The sequence below is a fragment of the Marinobacter sp. 1-3A genome (assembly GCF_016597775.1).
GTDB classification, from domain to species: Bacteria; Pseudomonadota; Gammaproteobacteria; order Pseudomonadales; family Oleiphilaceae; genus Marinobacter; species Marinobacter xiaoshiensis.
Window position 1 is genome coordinate 18,926 of the sequence record NZ_VCGZ01000001.1, and the last position, 21,639, is coordinate 40,564.

A 21,639-nucleotide genomic window follows, 5' to 3' on the forward strand; every position below is an offset into this window, starting at 1 on the left:
ATCTCTGCTCCGTTAACCGCTAATTTACAACCCACGCTGCCACTCGGCCCTGAGCGGCACAGCCCCCGGGCTGGTGATGGCCAGGTTAACCTGATCCAGCAAGGTCTGCTTATCTCGCCCCAGGGTCCCTTTGAGGATCAGGTAATTCGAGGCATGGTCGCTTCTGAATATGGTTTGCTCAAGCTCAAGGTGCTCAAGGAAGGTTTTAATCTCCTCAAACAGGCCTCGTTGGGATAACGGTACAAAATCCACACCAAACCCTTCCCGGAAACGTTCTTCGCCCTGGGGAAAACTGACTACCAGGGTAGACAGGTAATCGGGTTGGGTTTCATTACAGAGGGTTGCGGTATTGATGGCATGTTGGCGGGAAAGAGTTTCGCCGCCTAAACCATTCAACACCATCACAGAGCTGGTTAGCCCCGCTTCGCGAATTTTCTCCAAGGCAGAGCGCGTTGATTCCCAGGTCTCCCCTTTATTGATGCGACGCAGCACTTCGTCGTCACCGGATTCCATGCCTACATAAAGGATTTTCAGGCCCGCTTCACGCAGCTGTTTGAGCTCTTCTACAGTTTTTTTGGCAAGGTTTCTGGGTAGGCAGTAGCTGGACACCCGCTGCAATTCCGGGAACGCTGAATTCAACTCCCCCAGTATCTCCAGCAACCGGCGGGTTGGCAGCACCATGGCGTCACCATCCGCCAGAAACACCCGCTTTACGCCGCCCAGGCTTTTGGCTGCATTTTCAATATCCTTGCGGACATCCTCCGGCTTACGGGCACGGAATTTTTTCTGTGGCTGAGTGTACATTTCACAGAAGGTACATTTATTCCACGAGCATCCGTTGGTAACCGGCAGAATCAGCGATTTTGCTTCACTGGGCGGCCTGAAAACGGGTTCAACATAATCAATAGGAAAGCTGTACATAGTCTGTACTCAAACAATAGAAATGACCCTGATCATAATTCAATCAGGGCAAAAACTGGGTTTTCAAGTCTGCGCAGCCAGGGCCTATAACGGGCATATCAAGAACCACGGCTTGCGACGTCATAAAGGGAATGCCCCGACGGTGCCCATCAACCAGCAATGTGGACAAGGCACCTACCAGAGGCATATGCGATACCAGCATTAATGGCGAGTGTTTGCTTTCAAGCAGGGCGTTCAGGCAAACGCCGGGGTCGTCATCCGGCGTAATGAAGTCTTTCTCTTCCACGGGGCAGTTCAGGATTTCTGACACAATGGCCGCTGTTTGCCGTGCACGTATGTAGGGACTGCTCCAGATAACTTCAGGGCGCCAAGGCGATGCGGCGATCTGCCTGGCGCACTGCGCAACCTGCTTGCGGCCCATTTCGGTGAGTGTTCGTTCCTGATCAAGCGAATGCCAGCCAGCCTCGCCATGACGCATAATGAGCAGATGCACAGTTAACCTCCAATAGTGGCTCCCGCATTACCCTTTACTTTTTATTCTGCGACTGTTCTCGGCAGTATGAACTCCACGTCGGAGTTCTGCACAGACATCATCAGTTTGTTGATCACGGCACTGATGGGAGCGTCTCCGTACAAAATCTCAAAAAGCCCGCGAACCAAGGGCATGTAGATCCCTAGCTCTTCAGCCTTTTCTTTCACCAGCTCCAGGGTGTAAATGCCTTCCGCTACCTGACCTAGCTCAGCCACTGCATCATCCAGCTTCTTACCCTGGCCTACAGCATGGCCAACCCGGAAATTTCTGCTTTTTGAAGAAGTGCAGGTAGCAATCAGATCACCTACGCCCGCAAGCCCCATAAAGGTCATCGGGTTTGCTCCAAGGCTGACAGCAAAGCGGCTCATTTCCGCAAGCCCGCGGGTAATCAGCATGGCCTTGGCGTTTTCGCCCATATTCAAGGCGGAGGCCAAACCAGAAACAATGGCGTAGATATTCTTGAGCGCGCCCGCTAGTTCCACGCCATAGATATCCACGTTGGCATACACACGGAAGTACTCACACCCCAGAAGATCCTGAACCCTGCTTCTTACCTGGGGATCTTTGGCTGCAATCACCGTGGCGGTAAGCTCCCGGTTTGCAATTTCGTTCGCCAGGTTCGGGCCGCTCAGAACCCCAATGCGACACTGAGGGATCTCTTCCTGGAGAATTTCGCTCATGAGCTTGAAGCCATTGGCTTCTATGCCCTTGGTCAGGCTTACAACAATCTGCCCTTGGGGAAAGTTGCCGCTGTTTTCTTTGATTACGGCACGGAATGCCTTGCTAGGGATGGCGACAAATACGATTTCCGCCTTGTTTACAGCGCTGCCCAGGTCCGTGGTTGGCAGTATATCGCCTTCAATTACAACATCTGGCATGTAACGGCTGTTGATGCCGGTTGTGCGGATTTCTTCAGCCTGGGCCTCATCACGCATCCAGAAGTGCACCCGGTGACCATTTTCACCGAGTACTTTTGCCAGGGCAGAGCCAAAGCTGCCTCCTCCGAGAACCGCTACATCGTGCACCGGCTCTTCAGCCCCATGTTTTAGAGGCTCGTTTTGTTCAGGCATAGTTAGTCCGTCTGTTTTGAATCAGGTTCGAATCCGTTGGGGCCCTGATGAGGCAAACACAGCGGCTCAGCTGGGTTCTTCGCACTCCAGAGCGCGAACAAGATTCTTGAACTCTTCCCGATTTTGGCTGTTCAGCCCCATAAGAACTTTATGAGCGGCCAATACCCTGTCACGCACGTCCTGCTCGCTCGCTCTCAATACAGGTATTTCTTCGAGTTCTTCGATGCGGGAGGCAGGCTCACGGACGATAATAAAGATCTTATCAAAGCCCATGGAGGTGATAATACGGGTAATATCCGGGTTGGTTGTAATAAGCGTAGGTAAGAATTGGCTTTGCTTTTGGGCGGCCATCGCAATTTTGGCGAGGAGGCCGAGGGTGGTGCTGTCAATAATTTCAGTTTCCGTGAGATCAATCACCACGGTTTTGAAGTGCGGATCCAGAGTAATGGAATCAACCAGATTATCCAGCGTGCAACAAAGGTTCAGCCGGATTTCTCCAATAAACTTAAGGACATAAATGCCCTGTTTTTCAGCCTGCAGGATCTTGTAACCAGCCATGTCTCTCACACTGCCACTATTTCAACGATGTGTTGTCTGACACTTTAACCGTATCAGTAACCGTCACTATACCGATATCGTCCGGCAACTCCGTGATCTCATCGAGCTTGAGAGCCTCGTTTAGAGATGCGACAGTGTGACGACCTCCAGATACGAGTTCAAGTAGTCTCTGCTCCTTTTCATCCAGACTCTTTTGCTGGATGACTTCAAGAATCCCATCTGAAAACAGAATCAGGTGGAAAGGTTTGTCCAGAGCAACGTCATACACTTCCCACTCAGGGTTTTCGAAGAGCCCTATTGGAAGGCCGCTACCTTCCAGAAATGCCGTTTCCCCGCCTTCAAATGAGAGCACCGGCATCGGGAAATGGGCTCCCACTGAATATCTTAACTTACGCTCGCTAAGGGATATGATACCAACAAACATCGTAACGTGTTTTCCCAGGCCGGTATCGAGCAGTTCAGAGTTAATTCGCTGCAGAAAGCGGTCAGGGTAAAGAATGTCGTCAGTAGAGCCACGACGAAGGTTGCGCTGCAAACGGTTACTCAGGTTTTTCAGCAGCACGGTCACGAATGCGGAGCTGGCACCATGGCCGGACACATCGGCAATATAGACCAGTGTCTTGTCTTCACTGAGGGGGAAGTAGTCGAGAAAGTCGCCACTAAGATAAAGAGAGGGTTTAATTAGATGGTCGACGTACAGGCCACCGGTAAACTGCTCTTTCTCCGGCAACATGCGCATTTGAACCTTGCGTCCTGCCCTTTGATCGGCTCGCAATTCTGCAATGCCATCCCTCAGGTCGCGGTTGGCGTCTTCCAGCTCCTGACGATACAACTGATTAAGCCGACTCAACCTTACACGGTCGAGCAACTTGCGAATCACATCGCTCAGGGACTTTTTATCTTTAGCAAACGGCTTGAGGACAAAATCCGATGCGCCGGCACGAAGCGCGTCTACGACCTGTTTACTCGATTCAGTGGCTGAGAATGCAACGATGGGCGTTGGTGATTCAGCTTCGTCCAGCTGATCTGCCAGGCTCTCGATCTGAGGGGGCATGAGGTCTGCAAAGATAACATCGGGCATGCTATCTTCAATGACCGCACTTGCTGTGGCCAGATCATGATATCCCGACACGTAAAAGCCCCTGGTTTCAAGGTAGCGCGCAAGTTCGGCACGAGTCTTCTCGTCTGCATCAATGATCAGTATTCGAATGAGTAGGCGCCCGGTGCGCGAGGTCATGGCTGCTGCCCTAAACTACTAGCGATAAACGAAAATCGGCTTTTCAAAACCTATTTTGGCACGCCCCTGTGATATAACAAGGCCAGTTTCACGAAACCCGGAGATTCCTGCGAATGAGAAGTGCGGTAAATGACCTGTTAGGCGCTTATGACAAGTTGATTATGGATCCGGTTCACGGTGCCATTCCGCTATACCGTCATGAGGTGCAGGTGATTGACCACCCTCTGTTTCAGCGCCTTCGAAACATTTGCCAAAACGATATTCTCAGCCTGGTATTCCCCGGCGCAACACACTCCCGGTTTCTGCACAGCATTGGCGTGATGCACGTTGGCACACGCATGTTCCGCTCAATGATTGACGCCTACCTGCGCGAGCGCCAACTTAGCAACCAGACCGACCTCAGCTTGAGTCAACTGGACGCCATTGATTACCTGGCAAAAACCATTCGCATGGGCTGCCTGCTTCATGACAGCGGGCACTCAAGCTTTTCGCACCAGTTCACCAAGGCACAGCGGATTCGTGATCTGATGAGCCGCCCTGGTCGCTTTGCCGACCTCTGGGAAGGTGTTGATTACTCTGCCTATCACCGCGCCGAGCCGGAAGAGCTGGAACATGAGCACTATTCCGTGCGGGTAGCACACGATGTGCTTGAAGCGGTTGATTTGGAAAGCGCTGGCCTCCATGCCGAAGATGTTATCGGCATTATGGAAACCACCGAGGTAACGCCCAGCGAGACCTTCTGCCGCCATGCCCGAACCTTTTGGGGTTTTATTGCAGGAGAAGATTCAGAAGCTGGGTCCCTGATCAGCGAGAATATTCCACAGCTGGTGCTTGGCCTGCTTTCATCCATCGTATCCGGGGAGATTGATGCCGATCGCGCAGATTACATGCTGCGCGACGGGTTTCACTCTTCTGTGACCATTGGCGGATTTAATCTCGACCATCTGCTCAGCAACCTGCGTATCGGTTGGGATGAATCAGAACCCTGGTTGGGGCTGGCAATTACCCAGAAAGGTCTGGGAGCGCTGGAAGACTTTGTATACAGCCGCTATCAGATGTACCGCAAGGTATACGCCCACAAAACAGCGCTGGGATTCGACTGGCTGCTGCGTGAGGCCATCAACGAAGTTCTGGAGGATGCAGAGAGCTTTGAGTGGGTTGATACCTGCCTGAGCAACATGCGGTACTTTGCAGAACTCACTGACAACTTCTTTTGGGAAGCTTTTCGGAAGGTTGCCCGCCAGCGCCCCGACAGTTTTTCCTTCTGCATCGTCAACCGGGTAAAGCTGAACCACCTGGATACCCGGGAAGATCTGTCAGCCGGCGGCATTGCAAGCCACAGCGCCTGGCTGGCCGAAGCTATGGAATTGAATCCGGCCCACGTAGTGACTTGCTCCATGCGGGCTCGTTTTTCCAACATTCAGGACAACTTCAACGGCATAAAGGTGCTGGTGCGGGACCCGGTGAACCGTACCCGCTCGCTGAAAAAAATCACCGATGTCAGTGCCTTTTTCAGCAAGTTCAGCGACGGAACCATCACCCACTTTTACACCCGCCCAGACTCCACCGTAGATGCCGCAAAAGGGGTCACCGGCTAACTGACTTTGCCGAGCAGGCAGATACCAAACCAGAGGCGCTGTCGAAAGCGCCTTCAACCCTGCCACCGCAGAGCCAATCGCCCGCAAGGCCGATACCCTGCTCTTCAAACCAAAGGTGGCCCGGGTTGGCGCCACCTTCCGAGCGAGCATACAGCCAGCGATGAGCCACTGAATCGGTCACCTTTGTGTCTGTTCCGGTTAGCTCTCGGAAGGCTGCGATCAGGTCTGCCGTTACCTGCTCGGGCGTTGCATCAACATTCTGTTCCGTCCAGTCTGCGTTTGCATGCAACACCCACCACACGCCTTTATCTTGGGAATCGGTATTTTCACGCCCAGGTTTGGTGGAGTTATTAGCCACCCAGTAGAGCACGGGGTGATCACACCTCATGCCAACGTGGCGCGGCCATGGATTCTCCTCAAACCTGGCGGCCACAGCCCAGCAGGGTAAAACCCGGCTTACTGCATCATCAAGCTGTGCGGCCAGTTCCGACAAATCACTGTGCGCCAGCAAATCTCTGGCCTGGGCCGGCGGCGCTGTGATAATAACCTGATCGAATTGGCCCACCTGCTCTCCACTGGTATCCCAAAGTAACCACCCCCCCTTGTTGCGGGTAAGTTGCTCAATGCGGGTTTCCGCCACCACGTTTACATGGGCCGCCATTGCACGGGAAATAGCAGTCATCCTGGGTGTTCCAACATAGCGGGGTTCCTCAGGAAACCCCTGCCACTGGCCTTGCTTGTCCTGAAACCCCAGGTGGCCCTTCCACGTACTAAAGCTATTCTTCCCGGCAAACTCTGTCAGAAATGGCACAAAGTCGGGATTGCGGGCAGTGAAGTATTGGGCACCAACATCTGCGGAACCACCAGCAACCCGTTTTGCTGCGAGCCTGCCGCCGGGGCCTCGGCTTTTTTCAAACACTGTTACGTCGTGGCCCTTCTGTTTCAGTTTGATGGCGGCAGTTAAACCGGCAAGGCCTGAACCAACTATCGCGATACGGCGTATATCATTTTCAGAAATCGTCTGATTAAACATGGCTTAGGGTGCATCCAATTACAGTGGTCAGAGCGTACAAACGAGCAAGCGACAGGGCCAGGGGTTTCCGAACACCTCGCTGTACAGGTTCCATTCAGAGCAAAAGGGCAATCAGGGTATGACCCGAATGCAACACTTTTTCTTCAATATTCAAAGATGGTTCGATTCCGATGCCGGATCGGATCACATAGATGCCAACTCCCGCGCCTTCAACGTTGTGCGCGTTATACCATTTCTGGCTTTGCACATGGCCTGTTTGCTAGCTTTCTATACCGGCGTAAGCGTGTTTGCGGCCGGTTTTGCCCTGGTGTTTTTCTGGCTAAGAATGTTCGCCATTACGGGATTTTATCATCGGTACTTTGCACACAAGACCTTTAAAACCAGTCGCGCTGCACAATTCGTTTTTGGCGTGCTCGGCGCCAGTGCAGCTCAGCGAGGGCCCCTTTGGTGGGCAGCGCATCACCGGCACCACCACCAGCATTCTGACCGGGAACAAGATCTGCACTCCCCTCATCACGGCGGTTTCTGGTGGGCCCATATGGGATGGTTTACCTGTGATGCAGGCTTTATAACCGATGAAAAGCGCATACGCGACTGGCTGAAATTCCCTGAACTCAAACTTCTCAACCGTTTTGATGCGCTGGTGCCAGCTGCGTCTGCACTTTTGATTTACGGGCTAGGTGAAGCGCTAGCTGCCTGGGCACCGGAGCTTGGCACTAATGGTCTGCAGCTGCTGGTTTGGGGATTCTTCATTTCCACAGTGGCGCTGTTCCACGCAACGGTTTCCATCAACTCCCTCTCCCATGTGTGGGGCAAACGCCGCTTTGAAACATCAGACGACAGCCGCAACAACTTCTGGCTGGCGCTGCTCACTCTTGGTGAAGGCTGGCACAACAACCACCATCGTTGGCCTCAATCCGTCCGCCAAGGATTCCGCTGGTACGAAATCGATGTGACCTGGTATGGGCTTTGGGCTTTATCGAAACTGGGCATCATTTGGGATTTGAACCCGATACCCAAGCATATCCGGGAAGAAACCCGCCAGCGTGACCAAATCAGAAAGGTGCAGAAATGAAAATCGAAGTTGGCTGTCCCAACCCAGCCATGCCCGCAACACTGGAAGCGTTCAGGGTTTTGTTCAACCAACTGGACAAAGGTAACCTGCACAAGTTGCCTGCTGTGTACAGCGAGGACATACAGTTTCAGGACCCGCTTGGCGCTGTCGAAGGCCTTGATGCATTAACTCATTACTTCGCCGGCGCCTATTCCAACGTAATCTCCTGCCAATTTGTCTTTGAAGATGCCCTGGTTCAGGACAGCTCTGCCACCATTCCCTGGGTAATGCATTTACGCCACAAACGCATTCGCAACGACCGGGAGATACAGGTTGCAGGCATCAGCCATGTGGCCGTGAAAGGCGGAAAGATCTGTTATCACCGGGATTATTTCGATGCCGGGCAGCTTCTGTACGAAAACCTGCCGGTGATCGGCGGGGTTATTCGCTGGGTGAAGGGTTACGCGGGATGAGTGATCGCCTTAAAACCGTATCGAACATATGGATTACGGGTGCCAGCTCCGGGATTGGGGAGTCTGTAACCCGGGCCCTTGTGCGCGGCGGGCACCGATTGATTGTTACCGGGCGCCGTGCCGAGCCTCTGGAACAACTTCAAACACTTGCCGAAGAGCGAATTTCTCCGGCAGTGGCAGACACAACCCGCAAAGAGGATCTGCAAGCCATAGCGCCAGCGCTGGAATCCTTTGGCGATCTGAATATGGCCATACTCAATGCCGGCACTTGTGAATACCTCGATGTCGCCGACTACAACAGCGATGTGATCGCCCATAATATCGAAACCAATGTGATCGGCACCGCACGTTGTGTTGACATTGCCTTGCCTGCACTGCGCCGTGCTCGCGCCAAAAACTTGCCAGCCACCCTGGTTATTGTGGGTTCTTCTGCCTGGTGGTTTCCATTCACCCGGGCAGAAGGCTATGGCGCATCCAAGGCTGCCTTGGCGTACTTCACCCAGAGCCTGCGAGCGGATCTTGCCGCAGAAGGAATTGATGTGGTGCTGGTATCTCCGGGGTTTGTAAAAACGCCCCTGACCGACCGCAACGATTTTCCTATGCCCTTTCTCGTCACTGCCGAAGAGGCCGCAGAACGGATTGTGAGCGGCCTTGCCAAGGGCCATAACGAAATCGCTTTCCCCAAGCGCTTTACATGGATTTTGAAATGTCTGGGTGCTCTGCCCCAGTCACTGATTGACCGCATAGCCGCTTCCATGGCCCGCAAAAGCTCCAGCGAACAGGAAACCAATTGATGAATAACGAACGTCAGCGAATTGCCGTTATCGGTGCCGGAGTATCTGGCCTCACGGCTGCTTGGCTTCTGGCAGGAAAACACGATGTAGAAATCTTTGAAGCCAACGATTACGCGGGTGGCCACACCAACACTGAATATGTGGAAGCAGACGGGCGAACCTGGCCGGTTAATACCGGTTTTATTGTGTTCAATGACTGGACCTACCCGAATTTCATGCGCCTGATGGAACGCTTGGGAGTACCTTCCGAAGTCAGTGATATGAGCTTCAGCGTAGACAGTACCACCACGGGCCTGCAGTACAATGGTACCAGCCTGAATACGCTGTTCGCCCAACGTAAAAACCTGTTCAATCTGCGATTCCTGAATATGGTTCGGGAGATTCTCCGGTTTAATAAAGAAACCCGGGCCGACATGGCGGCTGGAAATATCGAAAGCACTGAAACTCTGGGCGCCTATCTAAACCGCAACGGCTACTCCCGATACTTCCGGAACTACTACATTGTGCCCATGGGTGCAGCTATCTGGTCGGCGCCGGAAATTGTGCTGGAGCAGTTCCCGATCCGCTTTTTCCTCCAGTTCTTCAACAACCACGGCATGCTTTCCGTTGACGACCGGCCTACCTGGCGGGTTATTTCCGGTGGTTCTGCCCAATATGTGAAAGCAATGATGGATCGACTTGGTGACTGCATTCGCCTGAATACACCGGTACAAGCTGTAAGCAGAAATGAGAGCGGCGTTACGGTAACGGCACAAGGGCAGGCCCACGAGTTCGATCAGGTCATATTTGCCTGCCATAGCGACCAGGCACTCAAGATGCTGACCGACCCCAGCGACCAGGAACGTGACATTCTGGGTGCCATTCCTTATCAAAAGAATGATGTGGTTCTGCACACTGACAGCAGCGTGCTCCCAAGCAACCAAAGAGCCTGGGCCGCCTGGAACTACTACATTCCAAAGCACAGCACCGAGCCGGTTTCGGTTACCTACAATATGAACATTCTGCAGAATTTTCATCAGGCCCCGAAGGTTTTCTGCGTCACCCTGAACCGCAGTCATGACATCGCACCGGATAAGGTCATCAAACGGTTCAACTATGCTCACCCTGTGTTTACCCTCGAAGCCGTTCAAGCTCAGGAGCGGTATGCAGATATTGGCAATAAAAACCGCACCCATTATTGCGGCGCATACTGGTTCAACGGTTTCCATGAGGATGGCGTGCGCAGCGCCCTGCGGGTAACGGGTGATTTTGGAGTGGAGCTCTGATTATGGCCAGCCAATGGTTACAAGGCTCAATACGGCACCGGCGCTTATATCCGGTTCGGCACGAGTTTGAATACCACACTGGCATGCTGGCGCTGGATACCGATGAGTGGCATCAGGTTGCCAATGTAAGCCCCTTTTTCTCACTGGAGCGTTTCAACTGGATGTCCCTGAAGCGCAAAGACTATTTCCGGCCCGAGGCCGGTGACCTGTCAGAAGCGGTGCGGGATCAGGTAAAAGCGGCAACAGGCTGGTTTCCTGACGGGACGGTGGAGTTGATTACTCACCCCCGCTACGCCGGGTATATTTTCAACCCGGTGAGTTTTTACTTTTGCTATCGCACTGGCAAAAGTGGCGCCAACGGCGATGTTCCTGCTGTGATCATGGCGCAGATTACCAATACCCCCTGGCATGAGCGCCATGTGTATTGTCTGGAAACCACTGGCAGCGAAGCGAATTCAGCCGGATGGCGCACAGAACAGTTCGGGTTCACCAAGCGCTTTCATGTGTCTCCCTTCAACGCCATGGCGCAACACTACAAATGGACATTCAGCTTTCGTGGGCCGGAGCTTAGAATTCACATGAACGTGCTGGAAGAAGGCAAAAAACATTTTGATGCCACCCTGGTAGTCCAGAGAGCCCCTCTCACACGTAAAACCCTTCATAAAAGTCTGCGCCATTTCCCGGTGGAAGCATTCAAGGTTGCGGCCGGTATTTACTGGCACGCGCTGAAGCTGAAATTCAAGGGTGCGCCCTTCTACACCCACCCGGACAAACTCGCTGACAGTGACCCCGCCCACAGGCTGGGGAACACCGATCAAGGTGTCGATGTGACCAGCACAGGCGACTCAAACAAGACTCGAGGAAAGGTAAGCTCATGGAGAACATGAATACTTCGGCCAATAGCATCGCCAACTCTCAGGGCAGTTCTTCACTGGTTAGCCGCATAGCGCGCAGCCTGGTTATCCAACAACTGCGGCAATTGGGAGCAGGCACCCTCACCGTTCGTGAAACCGGCATGGACGACCTGGTGTTTGGCAATGGCAGCTCTGAGCACCCGCCCGTAGAGCTGATTATTCATGACCAAAGCACATGGCGAGACCTGCTGACTGGCGGCAGCGTTGGCGCAGCTGAAGCCTACGTAGCGGGAGACTGGTCGTCGCCGGATCTTGTTGCCCTGCTCCGGTTTTTTACCCGCAACATAGACCGGATGAACGAATTTGAAGACAAATTCAGCTGGGTTACCAAGCCTGCTCTGAAGGGCTTGCATTGGCTGAACCGCAATACAAAAGACGGCTCCAGAAAGAACATCAGTGCCCATTATGATCTGGGCAACAATCTGTTCGAAACCTTTCTCGACCCCACCATGATGTATTCCTCTGCGATTTACCCCAGTGAGGAATCGACACTGGAGGAAGCCGCCGTTCACAAGCTGGACACCATCTGTAAGAAGCTGGACTTGCAGCCCGGCGACCGAGTAATCGAGATAGGCACCGGCTGGGGGGGCTTTGCCATTCATGCTGCCAAACATTACGGGTGTCACGTAACCACCACAACCATCTCCAAAGAACAGCTGGAACTGGCACAAGCGCGGGTACGCAGCGAAGGCCTGGATGACAAAATCACCATGCTCTTCGATGATTATCGCGACCTGGAAGGCCAATTCGACAAGCTGGTTTCCATCGAGATGATCGAGGCCGTTGGACCGCAGTTTCTGGACAGCTATTTCAGCAAGATAAACGCCTTGCTGAAACCAGACGGCCTGGCCCTGATTCAGGCCATCAACATGCCGGAACAGCGTTACCAACGCGCCCTGAAAAATGTGGACTTTATCCAGCGCTTTATTTTCCCCGGGAGTTTTATTCCATCCTTCGGTGCCATTCTGGATTCGGTACGCAATCAGTCAAACCTGGTACTCACCCATTCGGAAGATACCGGCTTTCATTATGCTCGCACGCTCCGGGACTGGTGTGACCGCTTTATGGCCAACCGGGACGCCCTCGAAGCCATGGGCTACGACCAGGCCTTCCGCAAGCTCTGGCACTTCTACTTTGCCTACTGCGAAGCAGGGTTCAGCGAGCGGGCTATCGGAGTATCACAGTTGGTTTTCGCCAAGCCCGGCAATAAGCGGCAGAACATACTGAGTGTATGATTACTTCAGAAGCTGCTCGTAATATATTGAACTTCATACTCTTTCAGATCGGTTGGTTTACCTGTGTTGTGTATCCCGATCTGATGGGACCCTTGGTGGTCGTGGCGTTTCTGGTTATCCATTTTGTGTTGGTGAGCCAGCATCGCTTTACGGAATTGCAGTTTATCGGGCTAGGGGTCCTTGTAGGCTCCCTGCTTGACGGCTTTTGGCTCAATGCCGGCATTCTGAGTGATGGCAACACAGGCGATGAACACCTGATTACACCTGTGTGGCTGGTGGCTATCTGGGCAATCTTCATGACCACCCTCAGCCATTCCCTGAATTGGATTAGCCGCAAAATCTGGCTGGCCTTTGTGTTTGCGCCCATTGCAGGTCCACTCGCCTATTGGTCGGCAAGTAAACTGGGAAATGTAGCCCTTCCGGACTTGCCGCTCTCCCTGGCAGCCTTGGCTCTGGGCTGGTTTGTAGTGTTTCCGTTGTTACTGTTCATTCGCAAGTCACTCTACCCGGAGCTTGTGTAGATGACTCGGACAGGAACAACTGTTGCTGCTGCGATTGTTCTGGCCGCCTTGGCAGCACCAGCATCTGCTGGTCTGTTTGAGTTTACCGGGCAGGCGGAATCCAGCACTGGAGAAGCGCTATATGAGGAACGGCACCGCATTGAAGGTTCTTGTAAAGCCGGAGTGTTCCAGCCTCTGGAGCATAGGGTTGTCTATATCCGCCGAGCTGAAAGTAATCGCCACCCTTTCGCTGAAAAGCGCCTCGATTACCGCTCTTCTCTTTTGCGCCCAGTGGTGAAATATCAACAGCCAGACTTTAAAGAGTCGCTTGAAATTACCTACCCGGCTTCAGATTCTGCGGCGATTGTGTGGCAGCAGCCCGGGGGAGAAATCAAACAGTCCAATTTAGGGGGTTCGAACGATCTGGTGGTGGATGCCGGCTTTGACAACCTGGTACGCCAGAACTGGCATAAGCTTACCACTGGTGAATCCGTAAAATTCCGGTTCTTGGCACCCACCCGTGGAACGGATTACGCCTTTATACTGGAGCCTGCTCAAAACCTTTCAATAGAGGCCGATCATCTGGTGCAAATCCGCCCGGAAAGCCTTGTTCTGAAATTCCTGGTGGATCCTATTGTTCTTGGCTACAACAACAAAGGCGCTCTCACAGCCTACTCGGGCCTTACCAACGTGCGCGAGAACGCTGACCAAAACCACACTGCGACCATCCATTATGAAGTGAACAACTATCCGGAATGTGACCTCATTCCCTGAAACTGCCGTCTCCAGGGACGCAGCTCAGCGGTTTCAATGTGGTAAACTCCTGCGGCAACCAACGCCGGAGAGTTTTTAGTCATGATGTTTGTGTCTTTTAACGTCAACAGTATACGTACCCGCCTGCACCAGCTTGAAGCGCTGATTGAAAGCCATAACCCCGACTTTATCGGCCTTCAGGAAACCAAGGTAAGAGATGAAGAATTCCCGGTTGAGGCCATTCGTGAACTGGGCTACCACGTGCATTTCCACGGCCAGAAAACCCACTACGGTGTTGCCTTATTGTCACGCATGGAGCCAGATCAGGTTACTAAAGGCTACCCTGGAGATGACGAAGACGCCCAGCGCCGCATGATTACCGGCCAGTTCACAATTAATGGGCAAAAGCTCACTGTTCTCAACGGTTATTTCCCCCAAGGCGAGAGCCGCGACCACCCCATCAAGTTTCCAGCCAAGGAGAAGTTTTACGCAGATTTGATGGCCTATCTGGACGAGCTTAACGATCGGGACGGCCACGTGGTGATCATGGGTGACATGAACATCTCTCCCACCGATAAAGATATCGGCATTGGCCCAGACAACGCCAAGCGGTGGCTGCGTACCGGTAAATGCTCATTCCTTCCGGAAGAGCGTGAATGGCTGGCTCAGGTTGAGGCCCGCGGTTACACCGATGTGTTTCGCCACCTGTACCCCGATGAGGCGCAAACCTTCAGCTGGTTTGATTACCGCAGCAAGGGGTTTGAACGGGAGCCCAAACGGGGTCTGCGTATTGACCTGATCATGGCCAGCGACGGCCTGTTAACGAAAGCAAAGGAAGCTGGCGTGTCTTACGAGTTTCGAGGCATGGAGCGGCCATCTGATCACTGCCCGGTGTGGGCTACATTTGACCTTTGATACCTGGCCGGGGCCGATATGACGAAAATTAAAACCCGGGATCGAATACTCAACACCAGCCTGTCGTTATTCAACAGTTTGGGCGAGCCCAACGTAACTACGTTGCTGATCTCGGATGAGCTGGATATCAGCCCCGGCAACCTGTATTACCACTTCAAGAGCAAGGGTGACATTGTAGAGGAGCTGTTTTCTGCGTTTGAGGCTGAAGTGCTGGATTTATTGACGGTTCCGGAAGACGTGGATATCAGCCTTGATCAACAGAGTTTCTTCTTGCATATGCTATTTGAGGCCGTGGCAAGGTACCGGTTTCTGTATCAGGATCTGGTGAATGTATTGTCCCGTTACGAACGCTTGCAACTACGGTTCAAACGGATTCTGAAAAAGAAGACCGGGGCTTTCCGTAGCATCTGCCAAAGCTTGCGCAACCAAAGGATGATGAGCATCGAGGATGATGATCTGGACTCACTGTGTGAGCAGCTCACCCTGACCGCCTGTTACTGGAGTGCGTATGACACCCTATCCCACCTTGACGACCGGGAATCGGTAGATCCCGGTCGCGGCGTGTATCAGATGATGCACTTGATGCTGCCTTATTTCGCACCCGATATTCAGGAGCACGCGAAACTGATCAGCCAGGACTACTTGATGTAGTTTGCGCCAGGTTCTTACTCTTCTTCGTCACTGGTATTACTGCCTCGGAGCTTTGATAGCTCCGCCTCCAGCGCCTCTATTCTTTGCTCAAGCGCTACAATATCTTCCCTGCGATGAATCCCCAGCCTGCGCAAGGCTCCAGACACCCGCTCATCAAACATGTGCTCCAATCTATCCCAGGTACCGGTTGCCCGCTCGCGGACACCTTCAACCCGATCTTCCACAGAGCGGATCTGCTTTTCCACCACGCCACGGGTTTTATTCTCCAGCTGCTCTCCCTCCTGGACCAAGCGATCAAAAAATCGACCGGTGTCTTCCTCAGCCTTCGTATAGGCTCCCAGACCAGCAAGCCAGATTTGCCGTGCTGAGTCCTTTATTTTTGCAGCCAGTTGCGGATCACTTTCCGGCTTTTTGTCGTTCTCATCAGACATGTAACAACCTCAGGGAAGGGATAGTTTGCTTAACGTTCATTATATTACAGGTCGCAGGCAATTTCAGTCGGGCTGGAAGCCGCGTTGCAACAGGGCTCAGTATAACAGCGGGTTTTATATGCAAAAATGTTCCCACGCAAAGTGGTTGCCAGCTTGAAGTGTTCAAAATATAGGCAATACTTGCTTATACCGGAGTCTCTGCAGACGCCGGTTTGTCTGGAAGCCTTTCATGGATACTACTCGCACGCCTCTGCCCGGCATTCCCGCCGGGCTTTTTTTTGGTATGATTGCCAACGGTTATAAGCTTATTCCTATTTTATCTTTCTAATCGGCTTAGCATCTGAAAGTAATTAGAATACCTTAACTGACATGACCCGTTATAGGAGTTACGGAATGATTGATATTGCATGGGGTAGTTTCACTCCCTGGTCGGCACTGGTTGGTGGGGGGCTGGTAGGTCTCGCTGCTGCGAGCTTTCTTCTGCTAAACGGCAGGGTTGCGGGTATCAGTGGAATTCTGGGAGGGTTGCTGTCTCCATCTTCTGGTGACATCGGCTGGCGTATTGCGTTTCTCGCCGGCCTCATCGGTGCACCGGTTATTTGGGTACTCGCTGCAGAGTTACCCGCTATTGATATAGAAGCTGGATACCCTGCCCTGATAATCGCAGGTCTTCTTGTGGGCATTGGTACCCGATATGGCTCGGGCTGCACCAGCGGTCATGGGGTTTGCGGGCTATCACGGCTATCACCAAGATCCTTAGCGGCAACGATAAGCTTCATGTTCGCCGGTTTTGCGACCGTTTATATTATCCGACACGTATTGGGAGTGTAATTCATGAAATCTGCTTTGGCCTCGTTGTTCGCAGGCTTGCTGTTTGGTATTGGACTGATTGTTTCTGGCATGGCAAATCCGGAAAAAGTGTTAGGTTTCCTTGATATTGCGGGCCTTTGGGACCCCTCTCTTGCATTCGTGATGGGCGGCGCAGTTATCGTTGGGCTTTTTGCATTTGCGATTGCGCGAAAAAGAACCCTGTCGTTCCTTGGTTTCAGCATGAGGGTGCCGGGCCAGTCACATATAAATAAACGCCTGGTCATCGGCGGCTTGCTGTTCGGGGTTGGTTGGGGTATCGCCGGTATCTGCCCGGGCCCCGGGCTTGTAGGTGTGGGCGCGGGTGAAATCAAATCCGTTGTATTTGTAGCGTCCATGGTGGCTGGCATGGGCCTGTTCGAACTGATAGAGCGCATGCGAGCGGGCAAGCCCGCCCAAGGTTGGAGCACGACGGCCCAAGAGTGAGCCGACTGACCGCCTATCATTCTGACAGACGCCATCACCTATGAGATGATGGCGTCGTTTTTTACCGAATCCGGAGACTAACCCCCATGGATATCCGAAAGATTGACGACACAATTTCTGTCGCTCCACAGATTACGTACGGCGATGTGGCAGAAGCCGCCAGGCTTGGTTTCAAGACACTGGTTGCCAACCGTCCAGACAGGGAGGAATTTGGACAGCCGGCCATGGCTGATCTCGAGGCCGCCGCATTGGAAAATGGCATGACTTGGGTTTACATGCCAGTGGCATCGGGGAACATCACTGACGCCGATGTGGATCATTTTGGGGCAATGATCCAGAATTCCGAAAAGCCCGTATTGGCTTTCTGCAGAAGCGGAACCCGTTGTACTGTGCTCTGGGCTTTGAATGCTGCTCGCAGTGTTAACGCCGAGGAAATTTTCACAAAAGCGCGAGGCGCCGGATACGACATCAGTGGTCTGGCCCCTCGCATGGCGCAGCAAGCTCGCAGCCAGTAAATAGTCTTTCGTATTTTCGATCAACGCTCAGGATTCACCTCCCCATGCAATACAAAGGTTCAGAGAACTTCCGGCACAACCAGCCGGAACGGATTGGTGTACTGGTAACCAACCTGGGCACTCCAGATGCCCCAACCCCCTCAGCTTTAAGGCGCTACCTGGGTGAGTTTTTGTCTGACCCCAGAGTAGTTGAGCTACCTCGCCCCCTTTGGTGGCTGATATTGCATGGCGTTATCCTTCGCATCCGCCCCAAGCGCAGCGCTGCGGCGTACGCCAGCGTGTGGCAACCTGAGGGCTCGCCACTGCTGATTCATACAGCGAAGCAAGCCGAAGGCATTCAGGAGAGCCTGAGAAAGAAATACGGCAACGATGTGGTTGTAGGCTTTGCCATGCGCTACGGCAACCCTTCAATTCCACGGGTACTTGATGAAATGCAACAGCAAGGTGTCAGGAAACTTATAGTCCTGCCACTTTACCCGCAGTATTCCGCTTCGACATCTGCCTCTACATTCGACGCCATTGCAAAAGATTTCTCAAAGCGCCGTTGGATACCGGACCTTCGCTTTGTTTCTCACTACCCGGACTACCCGCCCTACATTGAGGCGATGGCGCGCCATATTGAAAACCACTGGGAAGAAAAAGGGCGCAACCAGAAGCTGGTCCTCTCCTATCACGGAGTGCCCCTCAAATACCTTACGAAGGGCGACCCTTACCACTGCGAGTGCCACAAAACCTCAAGGCTTCTTGCGGAACGGCTTGGACTGGCAAAAGAAGACTATATAACCACTTTCCAGTCCCGCTTCGGTAGAGAGGAGTGGCTCAAGCCCTATACCGACGAGACGCTGAAGACTCTGCCAAGCCAGGGAGTAAAGTCCATAGACGTGTTTTGCCCCGGCTTTTCATCTGACTGCCTGGAGACTATCGAAGAAATCGACGAAGAAAATCGCGAATACTTTATGGAGGCAGGCGGTGAAGGCTTCAGCTACATCACCGCCCTCAATGCGACACCCGGGCACATTGATGCTCTGGTGCAATTAATTGAAGAAAACCTCAAAGGCTGGCAGCTACCGGATAACCAGCCTGAAACGCTCATCGCCCGCAATCAACACGCAAATGAGCAAAAAAGCGCGATCTACCCTGGCCGGGAACTTTAAACCAAAGGCTCAGTAGCATTTACCGCTTCTGAGCCGATTTTGAAAATGGTATGAAGCACTGTACGCCCTATTCTTCCTCTTCATCCTTTTGGCGCTGTCCTGTGCCCGAAAGATCAGGCATGGCTTCACAGAAGGTGCACTCATCAATATCCACACTGGCACCACCCGTCTCAACATAGCGCACTCTGTGGCTGGCCTGGCCGCGGTTAGTAGAGACAGAAAACTTGCGATCGCGACGATCTACAGCGCCAGCCTCGTTCATGGTATCTACTTTATTGCCTGACATATCTACCTCCCGTGTGCACCCCTGAAATACAAAGCTCAGCGTCAAGGGGATAAGATGGGGCCGCTTCGTCCAGTTTAAAGCCTGGAATACCAAAGAGCATGCATCGGGGTGCCGGACCACAACTGACTTGTAAAAGTTAAAGCGAGCTATTGGGTAATGCGAGAAGTATTCTGGAGAGATTAAGCACTTGATTTCATGGAATAAAAATGGCGGTGGGCCAGGGATTCGAACCCCGGGAGGGCTACTAACCCTCGGCGGTTTTCAAGACCGCTGCATTCGGCCACTCTGCCAGCCCACCGTTTTTCCATTGCTGCCTAGCGACAGCGGAGTGCATGATACCGGAATTGTCTGTGCTGTCAACGCCCTGCACAAAACTCCATGCAAATTTGAACATTAACTGTGTTTAATGGAATCTCGGGACGACTTTCGTGTCGTAAATGATTGAAAGTTGAGAATTCGACATTATGATAGTGTGTAATTCTAGGTGATTGGCGCCTATCAGGCTTTGGGCCTGACGCCCGTAACCAACCAAGTTGCATTTAACCGGAGATCAGAATGCAAAACAGACAGTTCAACGCTCAGCAGAACCGCAATGGCATGATTGCCCGTGGGTCCGCTACCGCACCAATGAGTGCGTCAGCTACCAAGGTTTTGCGTAACACCTACACCCTGCTGGCAATGACGCTGGTATTCAGTGCTGTCATGGCAAGCGTATCCATGTCCATTGGCTTGAGCCAGGGCGCAAGCCTTGTGTGCAGCCTGGGCGCACTCGCTCTGATCTGGTTTGTACTCCCACGTACTGCGAACAGCTCAGCCGGCATTGCTGTAGTATTTGCCTTCACCGGCCTGCTGGGTCTGTCCCTTGGGCCGATCCTGTTCTACTACCTGCAGTTCCCAAGTGGCGGTGAGATCATCATGCAAGCCCTCGGCGGCACAGGTTTGGTGTTTTTCGCCCTGTCCGGCTATGTTCTCACTACCAAAAAAGACTTCAGCTTCATGCGTGGCATGCTCGTTGCCGGTCTGGTTGTGGTTCTGGTTGCCGCACTGGGTGCGATGATTGCATCCATGTTCGGGGTTGAAATATCAGCATTCAGCCTGGCCCTGAGCGCAGCAATTGTATTCCTGATGTCAGGCTTCATCCTGTACGACACCAGCCGTATCGTTAACGGCGGTGAAACAAACTACATCATGGCCACTACAGGACTGTACCTGAACATCTACAACCTGTTCGTGAGTCTGCTGCACCTTATTGGAGCTTTCTCCAACGACTAACCTCGGGGAAGCACTCCACGCAATTTGCAGTTAACGGAAACCCCGGCCTTTGCCGGGGTTTTTGCTATTGGTACACTGGCCCAACTTCAGGCGAGAACTGCACCCATGACTGCCACCACTGTTCAAAACTACACCTTGGTCATCACCGGAGCACCCTACTCTTCCCAAGCCCCGCAAACAGCGCTGCTGTTTGCAAAAGCTGCGGTAGCGGCTGGACATACCGTGGATAAAGTCTTCCTTTATGGAGATGGCGTTCACCTTGCCTCCTCGCTCTCCTCACCCCCTTCGGACGAATCCCACTGGGCAGACCAATGGGGCAATTTTCTGAGTGATAACGATATACCTGGTGTCGCCTGCATTGCGTCGGCGTTAAGGCGCGGTCTGATAGATGAGTCAGAACAAAAGCGTTATGAGCTGCCCGCCAGCAACCTCCGGGAGCCGTTCATCATTGCCGGGCTTGGTGAGTGGGTAGAAGGCACCATGGCATCTTCACGGGTACTCTATTTCCACGCAGGCGACTGAGCATGAGCACGCTGATTGTTATTGATCAACCTCCTTACGGAGCCTGGGCGGGCCGCGAAGCCCTCGACATGGCTTTCTCACTTGCAGCTTTCGACCAACCAGTTGCATTGCTGTTTACAGGGGCTGGCGTTAACTGGCTGCGAAAGTCCCAGGAAACTATGGGGATTGAGCAAAAATCGGTAGAAAGGAATCTTTCCGCTGCGCCGGTTTTTGGTGTTGAAGCGATATATGCAGATGCAACAGCCTGCGCCCTGTACGGACTTGTACCGGACAGTATGGTGGCAGGTGTCGCCATAGCTGAAAGCAGTGCTGAGGTAATACGCCAACACTCACACACCGCCTTTGCAGGCTGACTCACACCAGGTCGGAACTCGTTATGGCCCAGATTCACACTCTCCATATTCTTAACAAGGCCCCCGAGCACCCGCGCTCAGGCGAATGCCTACGGTCCTTAAATCCCGGGGACGCACTTCTTCTTATTGAGAACGCGGCACTGGCACTTGCGACCCCAGGGGAGCTGACTGCTGGCATACCCGTTTATGCCCTGTCTCCAGACGTGTTAGCCCGCGGTCTTGCTCAGACTGCTCGAAAAGCTTCGCTTGTGGACTTCCCAGCCATGGTTGAGTTGACCGCACAGGCGCAAAAAGTAATAAGCTGGTAACC

At 53.0% G+C, this 21,639-nt stretch carries 27 protein-coding genes and 1 tRNA gene; 19 read left to right on the top strand and 9 right to left on the bottom strand.

The genetic code is table 11. The features are described 5' to 3' along the window. Positions 1–24: 24 nt before the first annotated feature. The 5 genes from FE848_RS00090 to FE848_RS00110 form a co-directional block, all read right to left on the bottom strand. Positions 25–921, bottom strand: coding sequence for a radical SAM protein (locus tag FE848_RS00090; protein ID WP_200200713.1), 897 nt, complete (start codon positions 919–921; stop codon positions 25–27). A gap of 43 nt (positions 922–964) precedes the next feature. Then, complete coding sequence (gene sixA, locus FE848_RS00095) at positions 965–1,414, bottom strand: phosphohistidine phosphatase SixA (protein ID WP_200200714.1); 450 nt, start codon at positions 1,412–1,414, stop codon at positions 965–967. Positions 1,415–1,455: 41 nt separating this feature from the next. Beyond that, positions 1,456–2,523 carry an NAD(P)H-dependent glycerol-3-phosphate dehydrogenase gene (locus FE848_RS00100; RefSeq protein ID WP_200200715.1) on the bottom strand — a complete coding sequence of 356 codons (1,068 nt, stop codon included), beginning with the start codon at positions 2,521–2,523 and terminating at the stop codon, positions 1,456–1,458. Between the two features lie 66 nt (positions 2,524–2,589). Further along, positions 2,590–3,081, bottom strand: coding sequence for an STAS domain-containing protein (locus FE848_RS00105; RefSeq protein WP_200200716.1), 492 nt, complete (start codon positions 3,079–3,081; stop codon positions 2,590–2,592). Between the two features lie 16 nt (positions 3,082–3,097). Beyond that, complete coding sequence (locus FE848_RS00110; RefSeq protein ID WP_200200717.1) at positions 3,098–4,318, bottom strand: PP2C family protein-serine/threonine phosphatase; 1,221 nt, start codon at positions 4,316–4,318, stop codon at positions 3,098–3,100. A gap of 113 nt (positions 4,319–4,431) precedes the next feature. On the opposite strand from FE848_RS00110, the gene FE848_RS00115 reads away from it, so the two are divergent. Continuing rightward, on the top strand, positions 4,432–5,916 hold the full coding sequence (locus tag FE848_RS00115) for an HD domain-containing protein (protein WP_200200718.1): 1,485 nt from the start codon (positions 4,432–4,434) through the stop codon (positions 5,914–5,916). Here the strand turns inward: FE848_RS00115 and FE848_RS00120 are convergent. After that, positions 5,906–6,949, bottom strand: coding sequence for an NAD(P)/FAD-dependent oxidoreductase (locus FE848_RS00120; RefSeq protein WP_200200719.1), 1,044 nt, complete (start codon positions 6,947–6,949; stop codon positions 5,906–5,908). The genes FE848_RS00115 and FE848_RS00120 overlap by 11 nt on opposite strands. 118 nt (positions 6,950–7,067) lie before the next feature. On the opposite strand from FE848_RS00120, the gene FE848_RS00125 reads away from it, so the two are divergent. The 10 genes from FE848_RS00125 to FE848_RS00170 all read left to right on the top strand — a co-directional run bounded on the left by FE848_RS00125 (position 7,068) and on the right by FE848_RS00170 (position 15,503). Further along, positions 7,068–8,024 carry an acyl-CoA desaturase gene (locus FE848_RS00125; RefSeq protein ID WP_200200720.1) on the top strand — a complete coding sequence of 319 codons (957 nt, stop codon included), beginning with the start codon at positions 7,068–7,070 and terminating at the stop codon, positions 8,022–8,024. Beyond that, positions 8,021–8,476 (top strand): nuclear transport factor 2 family protein, encoded by a 456-nt coding sequence (locus tag FE848_RS00130; protein WP_227715059.1) that lies wholly within the window; start codon positions 8,021–8,023, stop codon positions 8,474–8,476. The genes FE848_RS00125 and FE848_RS00130 overlap by 4 nt, the downstream gene beginning before the upstream one ends. Beyond that, positions 8,473–9,270, top strand: coding sequence for an SDR family NAD(P)-dependent oxidoreductase (locus tag FE848_RS00135; protein WP_200200721.1), 798 nt, complete (start codon positions 8,473–8,475; stop codon positions 9,268–9,270). The genes FE848_RS00130 and FE848_RS00135 overlap by 4 nt, the downstream gene beginning before the upstream one ends. Further along, positions 9,270–10,535, top strand: coding sequence for an NAD(P)/FAD-dependent oxidoreductase (locus tag FE848_RS00140; protein WP_200200722.1), 1,266 nt, complete (start codon positions 9,270–9,272; stop codon positions 10,533–10,535). Before FE848_RS00135 ends, FE848_RS00140 begins: the two co-directional genes overlap by 1 nt. Before the next feature lie 2 nt (positions 10,536–10,537). Further along, on the top strand, positions 10,538–11,422 hold the full coding sequence (locus FE848_RS00145; RefSeq protein WP_200200723.1) for a DUF1365 domain-containing protein: 885 nt from the start codon (positions 10,538–10,540) through the stop codon (positions 11,420–11,422). After that, a complete protein-coding gene (locus FE848_RS00150) occupies positions 11,410–12,684 on the top strand; it encodes an SAM-dependent methyltransferase (RefSeq protein ID WP_200200724.1) in 1,275 nt (424 codons plus the stop codon). Before FE848_RS00145 ends, FE848_RS00150 begins: the two co-directional genes overlap by 13 nt. Beyond that, positions 12,681–13,205: a DUF2878 domain-containing protein gene (locus tag FE848_RS00155; RefSeq protein ID WP_200200725.1), complete on the top strand. Its 525-nt coding sequence runs from the start codon at positions 12,681–12,683 to the stop codon at positions 13,203–13,205. Before FE848_RS00150 ends, FE848_RS00155 begins: the two co-directional genes overlap by 4 nt. After that, the gene (locus tag FE848_RS00160) at positions 13,206–13,958 is read left to right on the top strand and encodes a hypothetical protein (protein ID WP_200200726.1); all 753 of its coding nucleotides are present in this window, start codon (positions 13,206–13,208) and stop codon (positions 13,956–13,958) included. A gap of 81 nt (positions 13,959–14,039) precedes the next feature. Next, positions 14,040–14,852 carry an exodeoxyribonuclease III gene (xthA, locus tag FE848_RS00165; protein ID WP_200200727.1) on the top strand — a complete coding sequence of 271 codons (813 nt, stop codon included), beginning with the start codon at positions 14,040–14,042 and terminating at the stop codon, positions 14,850–14,852. Positions 14,853–14,870: 18 nt separating this feature from the next. Then, a complete protein-coding gene (locus FE848_RS00170) occupies positions 14,871–15,503 on the top strand; it encodes a TetR/AcrR family transcriptional regulator (protein WP_200200728.1) in 633 nt (210 codons plus the stop codon). Between the two features lie 14 nt (positions 15,504–15,517). Here the strand turns inward: FE848_RS00170 and FE848_RS00175 are convergent, their stop codons facing one another. Further along, entirely contained in the window at positions 15,518–15,934 is a 417-nt protein-coding gene (locus FE848_RS00175) for a phasin family protein (RefSeq protein WP_200200729.1), read from the bottom strand. 393 nt (positions 15,935–16,327) lie between these two features. Here FE848_RS00175 and FE848_RS00180 point away from each other — a divergent pair, with 393 nt between their 5' ends. From FE848_RS00180 to hemH, 4 genes are all read left to right on the top strand, one after another. Continuing rightward, positions 16,328–16,765, top strand: a complete 438-nt coding sequence (locus tag FE848_RS00180; RefSeq protein WP_200200730.1) for a YeeE/YedE family protein — start codon at positions 16,328–16,330, stop codon at positions 16,763–16,765. Positions 16,766–16,768: 3 nt separating this feature from the next. Then, complete coding sequence (locus FE848_RS00185) at positions 16,769–17,227, top strand: DUF6691 family protein (protein ID WP_200200731.1); 459 nt, start codon at positions 16,769–16,771, stop codon at positions 17,225–17,227. Positions 17,228–17,313: 86 nt separating this feature from the next. Beyond that, complete coding sequence (locus FE848_RS00190; RefSeq protein WP_200200732.1) at positions 17,314–17,742, top strand: TIGR01244 family sulfur transferase; 429 nt, start codon at positions 17,314–17,316, stop codon at positions 17,740–17,742. Positions 17,743–17,786: 44 nt separating this feature from the next. Next, a complete protein-coding gene (gene hemH / locus FE848_RS00195) occupies positions 17,787–18,896 on the top strand; it encodes a ferrochelatase (protein WP_200200733.1) in 1,110 nt (369 codons plus the stop codon). A 67-nt stretch (positions 18,897–18,963) separates the two neighbouring features. On the opposite strand, the gene FE848_RS00200 is transcribed toward hemH, so the two are convergent. Then, complete coding sequence (locus FE848_RS00200; protein WP_200200734.1) at positions 18,964–19,182, bottom strand: hypothetical protein; 219 nt, start codon at positions 19,180–19,182, stop codon at positions 18,964–18,966. Positions 19,183–19,389: 207 nt separating this feature from the next. Continuing rightward, positions 19,390–19,480, bottom strand: a tRNA-Ser gene (locus FE848_RS00205). 257 nt (positions 19,481–19,737) lie between these two features. Between FE848_RS00205 and FE848_RS00210 the strand changes: the two genes are divergently transcribed. The 4 genes from FE848_RS00210 to tusB all read left to right on the top strand — a co-directional run bounded on the left by FE848_RS00210 (position 19,738) and on the right by tusB (position 21,637). Beyond that, on the top strand, positions 19,738–20,454 hold the full coding sequence (locus FE848_RS00210; RefSeq protein WP_200200735.1) for a Bax inhibitor-1/YccA family protein: 717 nt from the start codon (positions 19,738–19,740) through the stop codon (positions 20,452–20,454). Positions 20,455–20,559: 105 nt separating this feature from the next. Next, positions 20,560–20,976: a sulfurtransferase complex subunit TusD gene (gene tusD, locus FE848_RS00215; RefSeq protein WP_200200736.1), complete on the top strand. Its 417-nt coding sequence runs from the start codon at positions 20,560–20,562 to the stop codon at positions 20,974–20,976. Between the two features lie 2 nt (positions 20,977–20,978). Beyond that, a complete protein-coding gene (locus tag FE848_RS00220; protein ID WP_200200737.1) occupies positions 20,979–21,329 on the top strand; it encodes a DsrE family protein in 351 nt (116 codons plus the stop codon). Between the two features lie 23 nt (positions 21,330–21,352). Continuing rightward, positions 21,353–21,637 carry a sulfurtransferase complex subunit TusB gene (gene tusB, locus FE848_RS00225; protein WP_200200738.1) on the top strand — a complete coding sequence of 95 codons (285 nt, stop codon included), beginning with the start codon at positions 21,353–21,355 and terminating at the stop codon, positions 21,635–21,637. The last annotated feature ends 2 nt before the right edge of the window (positions 21,638–21,639 follow it).